The following is a 20,985-nucleotide window of genomic DNA, read 5'->3' as shown; positions in this document are numbered from 1 at the left end:
TCCACAATCATCTTAATCTATATATATAAGAATTTAATTATATTAGACGTTTATTTGATTGATGTCTGTTTTATTACTTTTGGAATAGAAAAATTTGACACTCCCCCCAAAACGGGGGATTCTAGGGTCAAAAGGCTATATCTAATGAGTACAATAGCGATCGCGCCCCTTTTGTTTAGCATTGTAAAGTGCTTTATCGGCTGAAGCGATGAGTGTATCTGGCTTGATGTCGTAAGTGGGTATGACACAAGTAATACCAAAACTAAGGGTAACGATATTCTTGACATCAGACCGTACATGGGGAATAGGGGACTTGCAAGAAAATAAAATACCAGCCATTCTAGAAGAGAAGAAGCGGTGAACTGTCCGCGCCTAGTTTAAATATCTAGAATGGGAATCCCTCAATTCATGCTCACCGACACCATCAAATCGACCTTTAAAGATGCAGCACAGAAACTGACTAGCAATCGCAAACGAGATTTCATGGCAAAAGTTACCGAAGATTACTTCGATAGTTCAGCACGCATTGCAGAAACCGTTATGGGATGGAATCGCCAGAGTGTGCAACTCGGCTTGCATGAAAGGCGGACGGGGATAGTCTGTGTAGAGAATTATCAGGCAAGGGGACGACACAATAGTATTGAGGTATTGCCCAACTTAGAAGCAGATATTCGTTCATTGGTGGATGCTCAAGCTCAAGCCGACCCTAAAATTCAATGCGACCTTTCTGTATGCCCGCATTAGTGCCAGAGCAGTAAGAGAAGTCATTAGTAAGTGTTCATGGCTATAACGAGAGCGAATTGCCATCTCGTCAAACTTGTGGAGAAATTCTCATCGCTTAAGGTATCGCCTAAAAAAACACAAAAAACGAAACCCTTGAAAAAGATTCCGCAAACTGATGCCATTTTCGAGAATGTGTTCCGGGAGAATCAGGCATCAGATGAAAACCCCAAATCGTTGCGAGTGTCTATAGATACTAAAGCTAAGGTGAAGATTGGCAACCTTTCTAGAGGCGGTAAAGCTCGGACAATGGAGGCGAAAGCTGCTGATGACCACGATACACAGTGGTCATCAGTCTTAGTTCCCTTTGGCATTCTCAATACACATAATGACCAGCTATCGATTTACTTGGGTCAGTCGGCGGAAACCAGTGATTTTATCGTCGATTGTTTAACCGCTTGGTGGCATGAGAATCAACACAATTACCTGGAACTTGATGAGTGGGTGATTGATCTTGATGGCGGTGCCGCTACTCGCAGTAACCGCACACAATTTATCAAACGCATGGTTGAGTTGTCTTGTGCAATTAATTTAAAAATTCGACTGATTTATTATCCCCCTTACCATAGCAAGTACAATCCAATAGAGCGGTGTTGGGCTGCCTTGGAGAACTATTGGAATGGTGCGATTTTAGATTCTGTTGCCGCCGCAGCACAATGGGCCGCCAATATGACTTGGAAAGGAATTGCTCCCATTGTACATCTGGTTCAAACCACATATCACAAAGGAATCAAGGTTCTCTCGCAAGAGTTAGAACAATACCAACCCCAATGGCAGCGTTCTGAAACATTACCCAAATGGGATATTACTATTGTCCCTGTTTAGCTGGTACTTTATTTTCTTGCAAGTCCCTAGCCTGATCGTAGATTGCTTGTTGAATATTTTCTGCTACTTTGATTGACCCCGCTAAGTCAGTATTGGGGAGGAGTATCGAAAATTCTTCTCCACCGTAACGCGCCACGAGATCAGTAGGACGATGAAACTGTCTGTTGCACTGTTTGCGCTATTCTAATTAGACAATCATCGCCTCCAAGATGACCATAGTAGTCATTGTAAGATTTGAATTTATCAACATCTAATAAAATCAGTGACAGGGGTTGTTGCTCTCGTACAAGGCGTTTCCATTCTGCTTGCAGTCGTCCATCGAAGCAGCGACGGTTAGCCACCTTAGTCAAACCATCTAGATTTACCAGTTGTTCTAGTTTCTGATTTGCATCTTCTACTTTTTCTTTCGCAATTACTAACTCTGCTGTTCTCTCCTGTACCCGTTGTTCCAAAGTTTCCAAAGATGTTTGTAACTGAAGTGCCATGTTGTTAAACGATTTAGCTAGTTGGCCTATTTCGTCTTTTGAGCTAACTTTGGCGCGGATATCTAAGTTACCTGCGGTAAACTGGAAAACTATATTGGTAAGATAAATTATTGGCTTTGTTAGCAGTTGTCCAATAGAAAAAGCGATGATTGTCACTGCTGAAGCGATAAATGCAAATAGAAACATTGCGTCACGGATTTGCTTTTCTACAGGTGCTAAAGCAATAGCAAGAGGCTGTGCAAACAACACAGACCAAGGTTGATATTTTAAACGAGCGATCGCAATCAGATTAACCTGATTACCTGTTCCTGACAAAGATGCAATTAAAGACGATTGTTTACTATCCAATGCTTGCTGAAGTTTTAACTCATTATTTGTCAATTCCTTGATAGGATAATTAGGCAAACGCCCTTCCCTTTGTAATTGAGTTACCACATTTAAAGGCAGAGGCATAATGGATTTAAAAAGCAGTTTTGGTGCAATACTATGTGCTAGATAAATATTGTTTTCATCTAAAAGAATAGCAAAAGATTTTTTTCCAGATCGTTCAGTTTCTCGATTTACTAACTGTTGAACAACAGTAGCATTGTATGAGACACGCAATACACCTAATATATCTCCTTCGGCATTGCGAACCGGACTGCTAAAATAGAGAGTAACAAGGTCAGTAATTTTCGGCGATCGCTTCATGCTAGAAACAAAGGAGAACTCAGTTTGCAGTGGTTTATTAAAATAATCTTGAACTGATTCATCTTTGCCAATGTCGAGTGTAAGTATATCCAAGACATTTTTCCCCTTTAAGTCGAGCAAAGCATAAGAGATAATATTCAGCATATCTTTGCGACTGAGACGAATTAATGTTTCCGTCGCCAATTGCATTTCGGGGCTGTCATCTCGCTGTTTTGGAGTGAGGCTGAGGTAGCGTGCCAAACCTGGTAAAAGCGCCTCTACACGCACGGCATTGAGATTTGCATCAATAAAAGCATCTATTCTGTTACTGGTTTCGTTAGCCGCCGCAGATAGGGCTTGTTGAGCGTTATCAGTTAGTGCTTTTTCAGTTGTCTGTTTGTTGATAAATGCCAATAACAGCAAAGGAATCAAAGCAACAATCAGAAACGAGGCGATCAACTTTGTCCGAATGCTGCCCAAAAAAGTCTGCTGCATGGCTTTAAACTAGAGGGGAGGGTTCAAGAAGGAAGAATTGAACAAACTTTCTAGCTCAGGAATGCGCGTCAAGTTTCCCGAGCGAATAAAAAAGTCTGCATATATCTTGGCAGTTTTGTAAATAGAGTTAGGGTTACTAGATTGAAATAATTTTTGATTTTGAGCTAAATCAGTTAAGTTTACTCCCTCTAGAGAGATTGTATTGCTAGGAATTTTTAAGGCTTTGCTGATGATCGCGTTTCCTTCTTGAAGATTTGCCCTCCAATAGGTTGCGGCTTGTAACCATCCTCGCACAAATGCACGAACGTCTTCGGGGCGATCGCGGACTGTATCACCGCGAAAAATAATCATATCTACAATCAAGCCAGGAGTTTGTTTGCTGGTAAATATGATATGTCCTCCTAATTTAATAATTTGAGAAAGATGAGGCTCCCAAGTGTGTCCGGCTTGAATAACATTATTTTTCAGTCCTTGAGGAATTTCTAAAGCTTCTAATTTAACCAACTTCACATCATCGCTGGTTAAGTTGGCACTTTTAAACATCTCAGTCACGAAAACTTCGCTAAAACCGCCTAGATTTGCGCCCAGTTTTTTCCCTTTCAAGTCAGCGACGATTTTAATTTGTGATTGGGCGACCACCACATCTGCTCCTGTTGATTCATCTATAACTAGCACGCCTTGTATATCTGGATTTGTGGCACTCAAGATGATAATACTTCCTAAAGATAATGAAATACCGTCATACTTACCTGCACTGAAGTTTGCTCTTCCCAATTGGGTGTATCGTTTATGAATTAGTTCCACATCTACACCTTGGGCTTTGAAGAATCCTTTTTCTTGAGCAATGATACCTGGATACTCCCCAACAAAAGATGCAAATACCACTTTCAACGGAGAGCGTTTAAATTCGGTTGGTGCTGAAGCATGACAAGCAAATAGCAAATAAACAGTAATCAGAAAAACACTAATGTATCTGAGGTATTTAAACATAAAATACTTGATATGATTTAATAATTATGAACGAATATTCAACTAAATAAACTATTTTTTTAAATTCAAATCTACGTATAGTTTTTGTTAAGATTTTAATTAAAAGCTTGTAATATTTCTAATTAATTATATAAAAAGATTAATATTTGATTGTAAGAGGTTGTTTGAAAAGTCCTATTGTAGGTATTAAAACGTTCTAGATCCCCCCTAAATCGCCCTTAATAAGGGGGACTTTGATTCCGGTTCCCCCCTTTTTAAGGCTACGGTGTATGCACAAGTCAAAAAAAGTTTGATTTTCCATTCTTCTCTCGTTTATCTCGTTCCCATGCTCTGCATGGGAATGAGATAAACGAGGAAAGTCTTATCAAGTTAGGTTTTTAAGACTTGTGTATACACGGTAGCTTTTTAAGGGGGGTTAGGGGGGATCGCTAAGTACCTAAAATCACAGCGAAATACTTTTCAAACATCCTCTAAAGCAACTTCATAGAATTGATTAATCCCTTCTTGAGACATACAAATTAGATTATTAGATGTTATAGAATTTCCTTTTGTATATTCCAAATTTTAAGAATTATTTTCAGCAAATATATTTTTGACACCCAGATATTTCGCCCGTGTATTAAAAATAGTATTTTCTGCAAAAGGTTTACGTAGAAAATCATTACACCCGACTGAAAAAACGATCGCTTTCTCTTCTTCTAAAACACTCGCTGTTAAAACGATTGCAGCCTTAGCCCTTAATAGTAATTTAATAGGGGGGGATGGAGGTATTGCTGAGAGCGCTATTAGCACTACCCAGCAATAAAAGGCAACTTTCTCTCTTAAGTTGTTTTCGGCTTGATGTATGCGATCGCATGTTTCCAAACGGTGTACTGACTGTTTTCATCAGCAATAGAGATACACTGTGGATCTTGCCATAAAACCTTTCCTGTGAGGACATCGCCAGTCAGCAGCTTTAACTCTACTGGGGTTGTTTGTTTAATCAGGTTTTGGACTTGTCTAATACTGGGTAAAGTGGTGTCAAATTCGGTAAGCATTTTTAGTAAAGATGAACCTACAAGGCAAAATAAAGAGTAACTAATCCTTGATAATTCATCCTTGAAGAAATGGCAATCGAATTTACTAAGTATCATGGTCTAGGCAACGACTTTATTTTGATTGACAATCGCTTGTCATCATTGCCTGTAGTGACTCCAGAGCAAGCCATCAAGTTGTGCGATCGCCATTTTGGTATCGGTGCTGATGGTGTAATTTTTGCCCTACCGGGAGAAAACGGCACGGACTACACCATGCGGATTTTTAATTCCGATGGTTCAGAACCAGAAATGTGTGGCAATGGCATTCGCTGTTTAGCTGGCTTTTTGGCAGATTTAGAGGGCGAATCCCGGAATAAAGATTCATATCGCATTCATACTTTGGGTGGTGTAATGACTCCCCAACTCTTATCTAATGGTCAAGTTAAAGTAGACATGGGTTTACCCAAGTTACTCGCTGGCGAAATTCCCACCACTCTTGCACCCGCTGAAGAAAAAGTAATTTCTCTGCCATTAGAGGTGGCGGGGAAAACTTGGGATGTCACCTGTGTAAATATGGGAAATCCCCACTGCATTACCTTTGTGGAAGATGTCGCAGCAATTGAGCTAGAAACCATCGGCCCGAAATTTGAGCATCACCCAGTTTTTCCGCAACGCATAAATACCGAATTTATGCAAGTGGTACGCCATGACTATTTGAAAATGCGGGTATGGGAACGGGGTGCTGGGATTACATTAGCTTGCGGGACTGGTGCTTGTGCTTCCTTGGTGGCTGGAGTGTTAACTGGGAAATGCGATCGCACTGCAACTATAGAATTACCTGGTGGCCCCTTGCAAATTGAATGGTCAGAAATCGACCAACGAGTTTATATGACAGGCCCGGCCCAAAAGGTATTCACTGGTAAACTGTAACCAGTAAGGTACACCCGTAGGGGCACGGTATGCCGTGCCCCTACACCTTGCGATATAATTTTATACCGCATCTGAATGAGAACTTTTTAAGATTCGCTTTCTGCTGAAGATTGGATATGGGTATTAACTTTAGATTGTATAGATTCTTTATTAGAAGTTGCAAGATATATACCTACTAAAATTAGAGACAATCCTAATAAGTTAAAAATACTCAAGTTTTCCGAGAATAGTATCCAAGCAAGAATTGCAACAATCACGGGATTGAGTAGTAAGAGTAAAGAGATAAATCCTGATGAAAAGTTTTTGAGGCTGTATATAATTAGCCCATGACCCAAAGCTTCGCAAATAGAAGCTAGTGCAAATACTACTAACCACCCTGACAAAGTAACTGGAAAAACTTGTTTTTCAAAGATTAGTACCACTGGTATCATCAATGTAGTTGCAATCACACAACGCCACAGAAGTATCGTGAGAACTGAAAACTTATTGCGTATCTGCTCGATAAGTAAAAAGTTCGCTGCATAAAAAACCGATGATATGAGGGCAACAGCATCACCTGTAATATTGTTATTGGAGCGCAATAAATCTTCAAATCCAACTGCGATCGCACCGATTATGGCTAAGATCAAACCGATGATAAATTTACGCCCAAAAATTTGATTAAAAAATAGCCATCCTCCTAAAGTAGTAAATAGCGGATTGAGACTACCTAAAGCATTAGCATTAGCAGCACCAGTCTGAGTTAGCGACCAAGTCCAAGATAATCGACCTAATACATGAACTAGACCCACTGCGATTAATAAACCTATTTCTTTGATTGGATAGGACTGCTGTGGTAATACAGGTTTATCTTCTGTAATTTGAATATGTGCTTGGTTAATTCCACTCCATAAACCAAAGATAATAGTCGCTATCCATAAACGATTAAATAATGTAGCAACAGCGCTCATTTCTCTAAGAGAAATTTTAATAAATATTGCTGTTGAAGATAAAGCGAATAATGCAATTATTACTATGATTATCGGCAGGAGGTTTGAAGTTTTATCAGGCTTTTCTTGTGTTAGATTTAATTGATTTTCTGCCATTTAGTTTATACTCTATTATACTAACCGCCAAGTGCGCCTTCTCTACGAGACACTACGTGAACGCACAGCGTCTCGTAGAGAAGGGAGAAAGAGCAATTATTTGGGATTATTCAGGTAATAATGCCATAAAAGTCTTGCTGCAACTGCTCGCCACGGTCGCCAGTGCTGTGTTATTGCTTCTAGTTGTGCGGGTGTTGGACGAGTCGCTAAATTTTTGAGTTTTTGTAGAGCGATCGCGATCGCTAAATCTCCTTTAGGAAAGACATCAGGACGTTGCAGCGCCATGAGCAAATAAATATCAACTGTCCAGTCTCCGATACCTTTGAGGCACTTTAACTCAGTTCTAATAGTAGTTTCATCCATTGTTTCCAGCTTGGTTAGGTCAAGTTGACCAGTTGCGATGGTCTGAGCCAACCCACGACAGTATAAATCTTTTGCCGACTGAATCCAATCGCTTTTAATTGAGCATCATCTAATATCAGAAAGTTTTCTGGCGTTAAAGTTACAACAACTCCACATAGTCGCGTAAATACAGCTTTTGCAGCCGCTACGGAAACTTGTTGTTCCAGAATGATGCACAACAGTGTTGCAAAACCCGGTTGTCTTTGCCACATTGGTGGAGGCCCCAATGTTTCTAAAATCCAAGCCAAATCGCTATCGAGATTGGCAAGCACCATTAAACCACGGGTAAGACTTTCTTCCGTCAGCGATTCTAATTCAGGTATTTGAGCCATCTTTGAGAAATTTCGATTCTTGTGTAAGCAGTTTTTGTTTGCGCTCAATTCCCCAGCGATAACCACCAAGACTGCCATCACTCCTCAGCACCCGATGACACGGTACAATCAGCGCGATCGGATTAGCTCCACAAGCATTACCTACAGCACGGACTGCTTGGGGTTTGGCAATATTACGAGCAATATCAGTGTAAGTGCGGGTTTCGCTGTATGGAATTTTTTGTAATGCTTCCCACACCTGTTTTTGAAATGCTGTACCACGGACATCAAGCGGTAAATCGAGATGTGTTTCACCTCCCGCAATAAAGTCAAGGATTGCTTGTATCCATTCCTTGTGTGTGTGGTCATCACGTATGATGTGCGCTTGGTGAAATTCCTGGTTCAAAATGTGTTCAAGCTTGTCTGCTTCATTACCTAGTTTAACGGCACAGATACCCTTCTCTGTTGTTGCCACAAGCAAATATCCTAGTGGACATGGAGCGATCGCATAGACAATGCTGATTGTCTTTCCAGCTTGTTGGTAAGTCTTTGGTGTCATTCTCTGTTGTTTAGATGCTTTCTCATACAGTTGGCTACTTGAACCATACCCGGTTTCGTAAACTGCATGAGCAATTTCCTCTCCTGACTGTAAACGCTGTTTCAATCGTTAGCTACGCAGCCTCGTTCCCAGTCTCCGACTGGGAATGCCTGTCGTTGAGGCTCCGCCTCCCTTGCTGGCGGCAGAGCCGCAATTGAAGTGCATTTCCAGCCCAGAGGCTGGAAACGAGATTTGAAAAGGCTTTTAGCTTAAGTTGACACCAATGGGCAATGCCTGCCCCTACGATAAATCTATGTGTATCAGCCTTTTCGTGAATTGGTATGAGGACGCGATCGCCTTGGTTTGTTAAAAGTTGACTGTATTGAGCAATCAAATGCGAGGTGCTATTTTCAACACCTCGCATTTTAAGATTTCTGATTTTGCTTGTTGCTGTGTGATGGAATTCTAATTACTGATTAACCAACCAGAAAATTGTTGTTAGTTAATGACAACCCAGCAGATAATTGTGCAAACTGTACCTGAGTAAATGCGCTTGCACTGCCATCTTTGTCAAAGAACAATGCACCTGTAGTGGAGTCATAAATAAATCTCTCAGTAGCAGTGGTTGCAGATATTCCGATTGTAAACTGACTACTTGAAAGTACACCAATTGATAATCCCCCACCAAAGCCAGCAGCCGATACCTGAATTAATTCATTAGTGGCGTTGAAGTCGTAAATAGTATCAAGTCCTCCATCATATAAACTTCCATCATAGAAACTATTGAAAACAAAGGTATCAGTACCACTCATTCCATAGAGTCTATCATTACCCTCACCACCTCCGAGGATATCATTACCGTCACCACCTTCGAGGGTATCATTATTGTAACCACCTTCGAGGGTATCATTGCCATTGCCACCTTCGAGGATATCATTGCCGTAAGAGGCCGAGAGAAAATCATTACCGTCGCCCCCATCTAGTAGATTATTTGAACCGCTAGTATTCAAATAATCGTTACCAACACCACCGTTGAGGGTATTATTTGCACTATAGCTAGAGGCTACGGCTATCAGAGTATCATTGCCATCGCCCCCATCTAGTAAATTATTGCCTGTTGAACTGTAAATACTCAATGCATCGTTACCAACACCACCGTTGAGGGTGTTATCGCCAGATACCAGAGGCGAAACAAGTTCTCCTAATTCGTCGTAATAGGAATCAGCATAGACCCGCAAATAATCATTGCCATCGCCTCCATTGACGAGATTATCCCCTGCTGACGAGCCATCCAAGAAATCTTCACCGACACCGCCATTTATTGTGTCATTGCCGTCATTGCCTGAACGGAGCGTATCATTACCATTGCTTCCCACAAGATAATCATCGTAGGCTGTACCTGTGATATTTAATTGTTCAATATTTTTGTAGTTAAGCACTGTTGTGCCCGTCGTTGTAGAAATTGCTCCAATGTTAGTAATCGGATCGAAAGTCGAAGTTATTCCTGTGGTAGCACTGCTATAACTGACAGACAAGCTATCGTTACCTGTTCCGCCATCTACTGTTTGAGTCACCAAGGTAGATGGGGAGTATAAATTTAAGGAATCATTGCCATTGCCACCATTGAGGGTGTTATTGCCCGCACCACCTTCGAGGGTATCATTTCCATCGCCACCGTTGAGAGTATTATTGCCCGCACCACCTCTCAATATGTCATTGCCACTTAAGCCATTAATAATGTCATCACCTCCCTGACCATTGATGACATCATTTGAATTGTCAAAGCCACTAACATTGTTGTCAAGGTCGTTTAGGAAAGTGACTGTATTTCTTCTAAAGACATTGTTTCGGGTGGAGTTGGCATCGAAGACATCAAACCTATCTGTGATGCTAGTTTGCCCATAAAACAGAATATTGCCTAAGTCTACAGTGGCTCCAGTGGATTTGCTGAGGTTTTCCAAATTTTCCAGGGCAAAGTTTTCCAGGATGAATGTGGTATTACCATATCCTTGAAAGCTGATTTCCAAATTTGTGCCATTCTGGGTGAGGAGCAAGTTTTCGGCAGTGAAACCACTATAGTTTTGCAATATCAGAGTATCCACTTCGGCAATGACTGCTGCTGTAGGGTTTGTTCCTTTACCTACTCCATCAAAATCGGCGATCGTATGAGTGACAGTGTTAGTGTTAACAATATTTTCATTATACGGGTTCTCGTACTCTGAGCCGTTGTTGTAAACAAATTTATCCTGTCCACCACCACCTGCGAGGCTATCATCGCCATTACCACCCGTAAGGATATCGTCGCCATTGCCACCGTTGAGGGTATTATTTCCACTAGCGCCAGAGGCTGTGAGAGTATCATTGCCATCGCCCCCATTTAGCAAGTTATTGCCATCTGAGGTAGAGTCAGAGAAGGAGCCAGTATTTGCATAAAGATAGCCAGAGATGGAGAGAAAATCATTGCCATCGCCTCCATCTAGCAAGTTATCGCCTTGTGAACCGCTAGCGCTCAAGGTATCATCACCTGCACCACCGTTAAGGGTGTTATTGCCATTTGAGCGAGAGTCAGAGTACGTAAAATTGCCGTCATCAAATCTCGCCCCAGAGATGTTTATAAAATCATTGCCAGCGCCCCCATTTAGCAAGTTATCGCCTTGTGAACCGCTAGCACTCAAGGTATCATCACCAACACCACCGTTGAGGGTATTATTGCCTAAAGAGCGATCGTCATAACTTTGTCGGTCATAGTTGCTGCTATAATTTCGGCCAGAGGCTGTAAGATAATCATTGCCATCGCCTCCATTTAGCAAGTTATCACCTTGTGAATCGCTAGTACTCAAGGTATCATCACCAACACCACCATTGAGGGTATTATTGCCTGCACTACCCCTCAGTATGTCATTGCCGCTTAAGCCATTAATAATGTCATCACCTCCCTGACCATTAATGACATCATTTGAATTGTCAAAGCCGCTAACATTGTTGTTGAGGTCGTTTAGGAAGGTGACTGTGTTTTTTCTAAAGACAGTGCTTTGGATGGAGTTGGCATTGAAGACATCAAAGCTGTCGGTGATGCTAGTTTGTCCATAAAACAGAATATTCCCCAAGTTTACAGTGGCTCCAGTCGATTTGCTGAGGTTATCCAGGTTTTCGAAGGCAAAGTTTTGCAGGATGACTTTGCCAGCGTCGAACTGCCCTTGAAATTTGATTTCTAGATTGTTGTCATTCTGGGTGAGGAGCAAGTTTTCGGCAGTGTAATCATTGTTGCCCTGGAAACTTAGGGTATCTACTTCGGCAATGGCTGCTGCTGTTGGGTTTGTTCCTTTACCTACTCCACCAAAATCAGTCATTGTGCTGATATAACCGAAATACGCGTCTTCGTAAAAAAATATATCCTTGCCACCGCCACCAGTTACGGTGTATATTCTGTTGTCGGGGTAATCGTAAGTGCCCTGTAGGGTATCGTTACCGCTGGTTCCAATGATAATTGCCATAACTTTTACCTGATTGAATTGATTTTTGGAGTAACTTCAGTTGTCAATAATCGAGTTAGTGGTGTTTCGGGGGACAAATAATTTGCCAAAAGTTGAAGCTTTTGGTAGATTTTATTTTGCCTTTGAGAGTGAAGAACTTTTGCCCAAGATTCACTCTGTCGTACAGATTGTAAGCATGACTTATCCAAGTATTGAGAACTATCTAAGTCTTAAGTGCCAGAAAAAATTGAGTTGATTTGTCAACGCATAACTCTTACTAGTTTGAAAATAGAGAACACTTGACAAGGTATAAAAGAAGGAATCTTTATGCACCGATGTGGGCGTAGCTTGCCGCCGTAGGCATCGCTCACAATGTCTAGCGAGAAAACAGGAAACATCTAAATAACCCAATAATCACTAAATACCGAATATTTACTTATATGTCTATCTTTTCAGCAAAATCTTTGCATACTCTTCATATTTGCGGAGAATGTATATGTTAATTACTGAGATTTGTATATATCTGATATTTTGATCGTCAAATCATTTGCCGAAAACATCCGCAGCGCAAGTGATGTTTCAGCCTAAACACAAGTTAGCGATCGCCCCGCCCCGTGGTCGATGACATCATGAGTTAGTTACGTTTCAAATCTTGCCAATGGATTATATAAATCAGTCGTTGCTTGCAGTAATTCTTAGCTGTTGATCAAATTCTTTGGGGTTAATTATATCGAGCGATCGCACACGCTGCCAATTATTATATTATTGATTCCCTCTTTGGCAACTGGTTCACCCGATTGGGTGAATGCGATCGCAGCATCCACAACTACTCTGAAAGTAGAGCTGCTTTTTCTGCTGTTAGTGATCGTGCCGACAGCCGAAAATCTCTGATAATGGCTATGATTGCCTTGAATATTATGTCAATTGCTTATATATCAAAGGGTCGAAGAGTGGATGAAATCGTAAAATCACTACATAAACCAGATTTTCCACCAGGGAATATCACTCTGTTGGAAACAATTGCTGCTAATTTATCGGGGATGATTTTCCAAATTCTGCAACGGCGGGATGGTTCTGTGTTTATCCCTTATGTTAGTTCTGGTTGTAAATATTTGTATGAATTAGAACCAGAGGCTATACAGGCAGACTTTCAGGTGCTACGCAAACTGATTCATCCAAATGATATAAAAGCTTTTGCAGAATCTATTGCTGTTTGTAGCACCAATCTTACACCTTGGCATTGGGAAGGTCGGATCATTACGCCAAGTGGCAAACTTAAGTGGATTCAAGGTACTTCGCAACCAGAATTACAAGAAGCAGGCGATTTGCTTTGGAATGGCTTAGTCATAGATATTACAGACCGAAAAGAAGCTCAAGAAAAGTTGCAAGAGAGTGAGGCGCGGTATAAAGCCATTTTGGATGCTATCCCCGATTTGATGTTTCGCATCAGTCGTGATGGCGAGTATCTAGATTTGAAAAGTGAGGGAGCAAATGTCACTCTTTTAAGAGAAGAAATAGTTGGAAAATATGTGCATGAGTTATTGCCTAGTGATGTTGCAGCAATTAGCCTGGAAGCAATGGCTAAAACTTTAGATTCTGGAACTTTGCAAACTTGTGAATATAAACTAACAACTCCTTTGGGAGTCAGAGATTATGAAGCACGGTTGGTAGTGAGTGGTCAAGATGAGGTACTAGCAATTGTCCGAGATATTACAGAACGCAAACAAGCAGAGGTAGCCTTACAAAATCTGGCCCAAAAATTTGCTAAAGCTTTTAGTTGTAGCCCCGATTCAATTACTATTAGTACGCTGCACGAAGGACGCTTTATCGAAGTTAACGACAGTTTTGTGAAACTCTCTGGTTATGAGCGAGATGAGGCGATTGGTAAAACTTCTTTTGAGTTAAATCTTTGGGTAGACGATCGTGATCGCCAAAACTTAGTGCAGGAGTTGCAAACTACAGGAGTCGCTCGAAACTTAGAAGTTGAATTTCGGCAAAAGTCTGGTGAGATAATTACAACGCTGCTTTCAGCCGAAGTGATTGATTTGGATGGTGTACCTTCCATCCTAGCGGTGCATCACGACATTACAGAACGCAAACAGGTAGAAGCGCAATTTCGCCTATCAGCCCAACGCGATCGCTTGTTGGCAGAAACCTTAGTGCGAATTCGCTCTTCCCTTGACTTAGAGCAAATTCTCCAAACCACCGTAACGGAAGTCAGGCACTTTTTACAAACAGATCGAGTTTTCATTGGTTTAAATAATGCCAATTTAGGAGTCAGAACTCTTGCCGAATCAGTAGATCCCAAATACCCATCAGTCTCAGGTTGGTCTACTAATGATGAAGATTATCTCCAAGAATTGCGGAATTTACTAAAAGATAATCTTGTGCGTGTCGTTGAAGACATAAGGCAAATAACAGTATCTGCGAAAGTCAAAGCACACTGTGAAAAATTCCAAACGAAGGCTACCTTGGCTGTACCAATTATGCTAGGTGACGAATTATTTGGGGCGTTAATTGCCAATCAATGCTCAGGTTCGCGTCAATGGCAGCCAATAGAAATTGATTTGTTACAGCAGATGTCAGAACAAGTAGCGATCGCCATTCAGCAAAGCCAAATATGCCAAAAACTAGCAGAACTCAACGCTAATTTAGAACACCAAGTACAAGAACGAACAGCGCAGTTGCAGCAGAAAATGCAAGAAGTTGAAAAATTACATCGCGTCAAAGATGTAGTTTTGCATACAGTTGCCCACGATTTACGAACTTCGGTGATGGGTAACTTGATGGTGTTAAAGAATTTGTTAAATCAGGGAGTGGGGCAGGGGAGCAGGGGAGCAGAGGAGCAGGGGAGCAGGGGGAAAATTACAGCAAGTCTTTCCCCTCTTCCTTTTTCCCATGCCCAATCCCCAATCCCCAATTCGCAATCCCCAATCCCAGTATCTGGCTCAATTATCGAGCGGATGATTCAAGGCAAACGATCGCCAACTAACGATGATTAACTCATTGCTAGAAATTAATTCCTGTGAACAACAGGGTATTGATATCAAACCCGAACCTGTACAATTTAGCGCCCTACTGAGAGAAATATTTGCCCATTTAGAACCAATCCTCACACAAAATCAAGCGACTCTGAAGAACCTAGTTCCCGCAGATTTACCGTTAGTGATGGCGGATGAAACTTGGTTGCAGAAAGTTTTGACAAATCTAATCGCACATAGCTTACAAAATAATCCACCAGGGTTAAATTTTACTCTGAGTGCTACAGTTGAGGCGGGAATGATTCGCACTCAGATTCAAGATGACGGTGTGGCAATGAGTAAAGTAGAGTGCGATCGCATTTTCGATCTCCATGTCCGCGATCCTCAAGATTGCTGTTCCACAAGCATTGGCTTAAAAATGTATCTTTGTCGGAAAGTTATTAAGGCACATGGCGGCGAAATCGGTGTGATCAGTAACCGCAAGCGTGGGTTAACTTTCTGGTTTACACTACCTGTAGCAACTTCATCCGGAAAAAATTGCCCATAACTGACCAAAAAATGAGAGGGTGTTATTGATAGCAATGTTGAGTTAGGGAAACACCCTCGACGGTATGGGCAAAGTTGCTCGAATGCTAATAGCTACTCCATTTACAACAGCACAAAGCTGGTGGAGAAGAACCTTTTCTGCACCAACAGCAGACAAAATCGCTACTCTTTACAAAGATTGGCGTAACCGTTTTTTGTGGCAGAGATTGCGTTTATGGTTATGGCTGGCGCTGATCTGTCTGTTGTCTTTTACTTTACGAGACATTTACGGCTTATTTTTCCCTTTTCATGAGTTGCAGAAGCTGCCAGACGTAATTAGAACTCAACGCCTTGTAATTAATATTGCAATGCTTTTGAGTGTACTAGTCTGGTTTGCCTTGCATAAAACCAAATTAGGTCGTCATCGTCCAGATTTATTATTTTTAGGGTCTTCTTGGTCAATTAGTTTAGGATCGCAGTTGTTTGCAACTCTTACAGGTTTCGCACTACCCGATACCATCGGTTGGTCGCTGCTGTTCTTGAGTCAAGCTGTGTTGATGCCCGTCTGCTGGATTCTTCACTTACTGACTCAAGCGAGTGTACTGATTTATTATTTTGGTGTGAATACGGCACTCGGACTAAAAACACCAATCCCCGATCACCCAGAAATATATAATATAACGTTCATTTTATACATTTTTTGGTTTTGTATTATATGTAATATCGGTGTTTATCTATACGATCGCCTGCAACGTTCTGAGTTTTACGCCCGTCAAGAAGTGGAATCTGCGTATCAAAAACTCAAGGTTGCCGAAGCGAAATATCGTAGCATTTTTGAAAACGCCGTTGAAGGAATTTTTCAAAGCAGTCCCGATGGACGTTACATTACAGCAAATCCGGCATTAGCACGTATTTATGGTTACTCCTTGGTAGAGGAGGTGACAGTAAATTTCACTGATATTGAGCAACTGTACGTTGATCCGAACCGCCGCGCAGAATTTGTGCGTCTGATGGAAAAGTATGGCAGTATTTCGGAGTTTGAATCTCAAATTTATCGCCGAGACGGGAGTATTGTCTGGATTTCGGAAAAAGCTTATGCAGTGCGTGATGAACAAGGAAAACTACTTTATTACGAAGGTCTAATTGAAGACATTACCCAGCGCAAGCAAACTGAAGAAGAATTACGAATATTTTTCCATGCAGTTTCCCACGACTTACGCAACCCAGTGCTGGGTACTTTAATGGTGCTGAAGAATTTGCTTGCCCGTTCAGAGGAAAATATTGCGGTTTCCCGCTCAATTTTAGAGCGGATGATTCAAAGTAGCGATCGCCAACTTAATTTAATTAATTCATTGATGGAAGCTCATGTCAGCGAATTGCAAGGTATTGCTTTACAACGTCAGCCAGTACAATTACTGACAGTTGTCCAAGCGGCGATCGCTGATTTAGAGCCATTGCTAGCACAAAATCAGGCCAAGCTGACAAATCTGGTATCCGCAGATTTACCATTGGTGGATGCTGATCCTACCCAACTATGGCGAGTTTTTTCTAACTTAATTGTTAACGCTTTGAAACATAATCCCCCTGGATTGCTGTTGATCATCAACGCTATCCGTAAGGATGACAACATTTATTGTACTGTTAGTGATAACGGCGTGGGAATTAGTCCAGAACAAAGCGCTCGGCTTTTTGACCTTTACTTTCGGGGTGCAAGTATTCGCAATTCTGTAAGTTTAGGATTGGGGTTGTACCTATGTAAGCAAATCATCAATGCTCACGGTGGTGAAATTGGTGTGAATAGTTCATTGGATGCAGGGGCAACCTTCTGGTTTACATTAGACATCTCCAGAAATTAAATATGCGTTATCCAGAATCCTTGTAGAGACGTAGCACTGCTACGTCTCTACATTCATTTTCGGAGATGTCTATTACCCATTAAGTAGTTAAATTCTTACGAACTCAGACCTTTTGAAAAGCAGTTCTACATCGCAAATGCGTGTATATTGTGGAAGTATGTGATGTAAATTATAGTTCAGGTCTAATACCAATTCTGTATGAAGATGCGCTAAACCATATTAAAACTTAAGTATAAGGAAAAAAACGAACCGCAAAGGGCGCAAAGGACACAAAGGAAGAAAGGAAATTTGGCGCAGCCTTACAAAGAAATGGTATAAGTACTGAAAAACTGCCAAGGAGTGTAAAAACCAAATTTACCTACATATACATCAAAACTATTGTTAAAATCCAAATAATTTTCAGTTAAGATTCACACCCAACTCCTATGAGAGAAACTGTCCTAGAGGTTCGCAATTTACAAGTTGAATTTCCCAGTGATGGCAACACTGTCAGAGCTTTGGATGGTATTTCCTTCGGGCTGCATCGAGGTGAAACTCTCGGAATAGTAGGAGAATCGGGGAGTGGTAAATCAGTTACAGCCCTAGCAGTGATGGGTTTGTTGCAGACTCCGGGTATAGTTACTGGCGGTGAAATCTGGTTTCGTCCACAGGAGAATGCCAACCCCATCGATTTGGTAAAATTGCCTCCTGAGCAAATGCAGTTACACCGGGGTGGCGACATCGCCATGATTTTTCAAGAACCGATGAGTTCGCTCAATCCAGTTTATGACATTGGGTTTCAGCTAACAGAAGCGATTATGCGGCATCAAAATGTGTCAGCATCCCAAGCACGACAAATTGCGATCGCAGGTTTGCAAGAGGTAAAGCTTCTACCTAGCGATGAGGAAATACAGAAGCAGTGTATCGAAACTTGGCATCAAACCAACAGCAATTCAGCAAAACTAGATCCATTAAAGTTGCCACGGTTGGTTAAAGAATACAAAGAAGCCATGCTGAAACGCTACCCTCATCAACTTTCTGGGGGTCAGTTGCAACGGGTGATGATTGCAATGGCAATTTCTTGCAATCCATTAATCTTAATTGCCGATGAACCAACCACAGCCTTGGATGTGACGGTGCAAGCAACTATTTTGGAGTTACTGCGAGAACTACAACAAAGCCGTGACATGGCAATGATTTTCATCACCCACGACTTAGGGCTAATTTCAGAAATTGCTGACCAAGTAGCGGTGATGTACAAAGGCAAAGTTGTCGAATCTGGTACTTCTGAACAAATTTTCAGCACTCCCCAGCATCCATATACTAAAGGTTTGATAGCCTGTCGCCCGACACTTAACCGCCGTCCTCAAAAATTACTTACCGTTTCTGACTACATGAGTGTAGAAGAGACAGCAACGGGACAAGTCGTAATTCAGCCTAAAGAACCCGCACATCCCACAGAAGTCACCACGGAAGAGACTGCTGCAAGATTAGCAAACTTCGATCAAAAGGAACCCCTGCTGCAAATCCGCAACCTGAAAGTTGGTTTTGCAGTACGCGGGGCGTTTGGTGGTACAAAACGCTACACTATGGCAGTTAATGGCGTTTCCTTTGATGTTAAACCAGGGGAAACACTAGGTTTAGTGGGAGAATCTGGTTGCGGTAAAACCACCCTTGGCAGAACCTTGTTGCGATTAATTGAACCGATGAGTGGTCAAATTATCTTTGAGAAACAAGATATTACCAACCTCAAAGGAGAAGCGTTGCAAAAACTGCGGCGAGAAATGCAAATAGTCTTTCAAAATCCTTTCAGTTCCCTCGATCCACGAATGAAGGTTGGGGACGCGGTGATGGAACCATTGTTAATTCATGCTGTTGGTAAGACCAAGCAACAACGACGCCAACGAGTAATTGAACTTTTGGAACGAGTGGGGTTGAGTGCAGATGCAATTAACCGCTATCCCCATCAGTTTTCTGGTGGTCAACGCCAACGGATTTGCATAGCCCGTTCTTTGGCATTAAATCCTAAGTTTATCATCTGTGATGAATCAGTTTCAGCACTGGATGTTTCCGTACAGGCGCAGGTATTAAATCTTCTCAAAGAATTACAGTCAGACTTTCAGCTAACTTATATTTTTATTTCTCACGACTTAAGTGTAGTTAAATTTATGAGCGATCGCATTTTAGTCATGAATCGCGGTCAAATTGTTGAAGAAGGCACAGCCGAAAGTATTTACCTAGAACCCAAAGAGGAATACACACAAAAATTAATTGCTGCAATTCCTACTGGTAGCCTGAACGTGTGCGAAGTCGTCATTTGAAAGCTTGATAGGAACTCTCAGATGACGATTTATAATACTTAAGTCTATAGATGTAGTGATTAAATCATTTCTCGGTAGCAATAATATGTAAATCTATTTTTTGATGCCTAATTAACTCCATCAATCTTTGTGTGAAAGAACCTTTGAGCCATCTTTTCCATGAAGACTGCTGGCTCTCACCAATGATAATTTGAGTAATGTGATAATCTACTGCAACTTGAGCAATTTTATTGGCGATATTTTGGCTCTTGAAGTGTAAAAACTCGCCACCAAACTCTCGACATAATTTTTCGCATGTATCGATATGCAAACTCTCTTCTTTGGTGAGGAAACGTTTGGGACGTGCTACGAACACAGTATATAGTCGTGCATTCATATAATTGGCAATGCGTGCGCCTCGACGTAGCAACTGCACTGAATCAGGATAAGTAGATACACATACTAAAACTCGTTCGTGAACATTGCAAGTTTGTCCTACTAAGCTGGAAGTGTTTGCTTCTTCTTCAACAGTATCTGCTACTTCTCTTAATGCTAGTTCCCTTAAAGCAATGAGATTACGACGCTGAAAGAAGTTTTTCAGGGATTGCTCGATTTTTTCAGGAGCATAAATTTTCCCTTCTCGTAAGCGCTCTTCTAGAGTTTCTGGAGTAACATCAATGACAACCACAGCATCAGCTTCATCAAGTAGATAATCAGGAATGCGCTCTCGCACCACCACACCTGTAATTCTTGCCACTAAGTCGTTTAAGCTTTCCAAATGCTGAATATTGACAGTGGAGTAAACATCAATTCCAGCAGACAAAATTACTTCCACGTTCTGATAGCGCTTTTCTCGTTGAGAACCAGGAACGTTAGTATGAGCAAGTTCATCCACTAGAACCAATTGGGGAGAGCGTTGCAAAATTGCGTCTGTATCCATTTCCTGTAAAGTGACGTTCTGATGGATGCAGGCTTTTTGGGAAACTACCTCTATTCCAGCAGCTTTCATTGCCGTATCTTTGCGCCCATGAGTTTCTACGATACCGATGACTACATCAATTCCATCTTGTTTGAGTTGATGTGCTTCTTCTAGCATTTTGTAAGTTTTGCCGACACCGGGAGCCATACCAATAAAAATCTTATGTTTCCCACGTCGGTGAGGACGAATATAAGAACTATCGGGAGATGGGTTATGAGAATGAATCATTAACAAGATATTAGGTAAATTGGCAATAGTTAATTTAGAAAGCTGGGAGAGAATGACAGGGTTACTTTTTTTGAGTTAATCGTTTATTGGGACTGTAATCAGAGCAATTAATCGCTTTTTTGATTGGCTCTCTCAAGA

At 41.4% G+C, this 20,985-nt stretch carries 16 protein-coding genes and 3 pseudogenes; 8 read left to right on the top strand and 11 right to left on the bottom strand.

Annotated features, from left to right (window positions below):
- Positions 1-141: 141 nt before the first annotated feature.
- On the bottom strand, positions 142-339 hold the full coding sequence (locus tag ANSO36C_RS16630; RefSeq protein ID WP_251955431.1) for a diguanylate cyclase domain-containing protein: 198 nt from the start codon (positions 337-339) through the stop codon (positions 142-144).
- Between the two features lie 51 nt (positions 340-390).
- On the opposite strand from ANSO36C_RS16630, the gene ANSO36C_RS16625 reads away from it, so the two are divergent.
- Both ANSO36C_RS16625 and ANSO36C_RS16620 read left to right on the top strand, forming a co-directional pair.
- On the top strand, positions 391-744 hold the full coding sequence (locus tag ANSO36C_RS16625; RefSeq protein ID WP_251955430.1) for a hypothetical protein: 354 nt from the start codon (positions 391-393) through the stop codon (positions 742-744).
- 132 nt (positions 745-876) lie between these two features.
- Positions 877-1,605, top strand: coding sequence for an ISAzo13-like element transposase-related protein (locus ANSO36C_RS16620; protein ID WP_251955388.1), 729 nt, complete (start codon positions 877-879; stop codon positions 1,603-1,605).
- A gap of 28 nt (positions 1,606-1,633) precedes the next feature.
- On the opposite strand, the pseudogene ANSO36C_RS16615 reads toward ANSO36C_RS16620, so the two are convergent.
- Positions 1,634-3,254: pseudogene (locus tag ANSO36C_RS16615) on the bottom strand (diguanylate cyclase domain-containing protein); the annotation flags it as partial.
- Positions 3,255-3,263: 9 nt separating this feature from the next.
- Positions 3,264-4,244, bottom strand: coding sequence for an ABC transporter substrate-binding protein (locus tag ANSO36C_RS16610; protein WP_251955429.1), 981 nt, complete (start codon positions 4,242-4,244; stop codon positions 3,264-3,266).
- Between the two features lie 592 nt (positions 4,245-4,836).
- Here ANSO36C_RS16610 and ANSO36C_RS16605 point away from each other — a divergent pair.
- The gene (locus ANSO36C_RS16605; protein ID WP_251955428.1) at positions 4,837-5,049 is read left to right on the top strand and encodes a hypothetical protein; all 213 of its coding nucleotides are present in this window, start codon (positions 4,837-4,839) and stop codon (positions 5,047-5,049) included.
- Positions 5,050-5,065: 16 nt separating this feature from the next.
- On the opposite strand, the gene ANSO36C_RS16600 is transcribed toward ANSO36C_RS16605, so the two are convergent.
- Positions 5,066-5,281, bottom strand: a complete 216-nt coding sequence (locus ANSO36C_RS16600; protein WP_251955427.1) for an Hfq-related RNA-binding protein — start codon at positions 5,279-5,281, stop codon at positions 5,066-5,068.
- 69 nt (positions 5,282-5,350) lie between these two features.
- Here ANSO36C_RS16600 and dapF point away from each other — a divergent pair, with 69 nt between their 5' ends.
- Positions 5,351-6,190, top strand: coding sequence for a diaminopimelate epimerase (gene dapF / locus ANSO36C_RS16595; RefSeq protein WP_251955426.1), 840 nt, complete (start codon positions 5,351-5,353; stop codon positions 6,188-6,190).
- Positions 6,191-6,276: 86 nt separating this feature from the next.
- Here the strand turns inward: dapF and ANSO36C_RS16590 are convergent, their stop codons facing one another.
- From ANSO36C_RS16590 to ANSO36C_RS16565, 6 genes are all read right to left on the bottom strand, one after another.
- Positions 6,277-7,275 carry a DMT family transporter gene (locus ANSO36C_RS16590; RefSeq protein ID WP_251955425.1) on the bottom strand — a complete coding sequence of 333 codons (999 nt, stop codon included), beginning with the start codon at positions 7,273-7,275 and terminating at the stop codon, positions 6,277-6,279.
- A gap of 96 nt (positions 7,276-7,371) precedes the next feature.
- Positions 7,372-7,638 carry a DNA-3-methyladenine glycosylase family protein gene (locus ANSO36C_RS34290; protein WP_323374460.1) on the bottom strand — a complete coding sequence of 89 codons (267 nt, stop codon included), beginning with the start codon at positions 7,636-7,638 and terminating at the stop codon, positions 7,372-7,374.
- A 14-nt stretch (positions 7,639-7,652) separates the two neighbouring features.
- The gene (locus ANSO36C_RS34285; RefSeq protein WP_323374459.1) at positions 7,653-8,009 is read right to left on the bottom strand and encodes a DNA glycosylase family protein; all 357 of its coding nucleotides are present in this window, start codon (positions 8,007-8,009) and stop codon (positions 7,653-7,655) included.
- The gene (locus tag ANSO36C_RS34280) at positions 7,993-8,652 is read right to left on the bottom strand and encodes a bifunctional transcriptional activator/DNA repair enzyme AdaA (RefSeq protein ID WP_323374458.1); all 660 of its coding nucleotides are present in this window, start codon (positions 8,650-8,652) and stop codon (positions 7,993-7,995) included. Before ANSO36C_RS34280 ends, ANSO36C_RS34285 begins: the two co-directional genes overlap by 17 nt.
- A gap of 7 nt (positions 8,653-8,659) precedes the next feature.
- On the bottom strand, positions 8,660-8,950 hold the full coding sequence (locus ANSO36C_RS16570; RefSeq protein WP_251955424.1) for a hypothetical protein: 291 nt from the start codon (positions 8,948-8,950) through the stop codon (positions 8,660-8,662).
- A 52-nt stretch (positions 8,951-9,002) separates the two neighbouring features.
- Complete coding sequence (locus tag ANSO36C_RS16565) at positions 9,003-12,020, bottom strand: calcium-binding protein (protein WP_251955423.1); 3,018 nt, start codon at positions 12,018-12,020, stop codon at positions 9,003-9,005.
- A 681-nt stretch (positions 12,021-12,701) separates the two neighbouring features.
- On the opposite strand from ANSO36C_RS16565, the gene ANSO36C_RS16560 reads away from it, so the two are divergent.
- From ANSO36C_RS16560 to ANSO36C_RS34275, 4 genes and pseudogenes are all read left to right on the top strand, one after another.
- Positions 12,702-12,890, top strand: coding sequence for a hypothetical protein (locus tag ANSO36C_RS16560; protein WP_251955422.1), 189 nt, complete (start codon positions 12,702-12,704; stop codon positions 12,888-12,890).
- A gap of 2 nt (positions 12,891-12,892) precedes the next feature.
- A pseudogene (locus ANSO36C_RS16555) lies at positions 12,893-15,527 on the top strand (sensor histidine kinase).
- A 64-nt stretch (positions 15,528-15,591) separates the two neighbouring features.
- Complete coding sequence (locus ANSO36C_RS16550; protein ID WP_251955421.1) at positions 15,592-17,361, top strand: PAS domain-containing sensor histidine kinase; 1,770 nt, start codon at positions 15,592-15,594, stop codon at positions 17,359-17,361.
- Positions 17,362-17,786: 425 nt separating this feature from the next.
- Positions 17,787-19,669: pseudogene (locus tag ANSO36C_RS34275) on the top strand (ABC transporter ATP-binding protein).
- Positions 19,670-19,725: 56 nt separating this feature from the next.
- On the opposite strand, the gene ANSO36C_RS16535 reads toward ANSO36C_RS34275, so the two are convergent.
- Complete coding sequence (locus ANSO36C_RS16535; RefSeq protein WP_251955420.1) at positions 19,726-20,847, bottom strand: sensor protein KdpD; 1,122 nt, start codon at positions 20,845-20,847, stop codon at positions 19,726-19,728.
- Between the last annotated feature and the right edge of the window lie 138 nt (positions 20,848-20,985).

The organism is Nostoc cf. commune SO-36 (assembly GCF_023734775.1).
In the GTDB taxonomy this organism is placed as follows: domain Bacteria; phylum Cyanobacteriota; class Cyanobacteriia; order Cyanobacteriales; family Nostocaceae; genus Nostoc; species Nostoc commune_A.
This window is presented reverse-complemented; position numbering and strand designations above follow the sequence as displayed.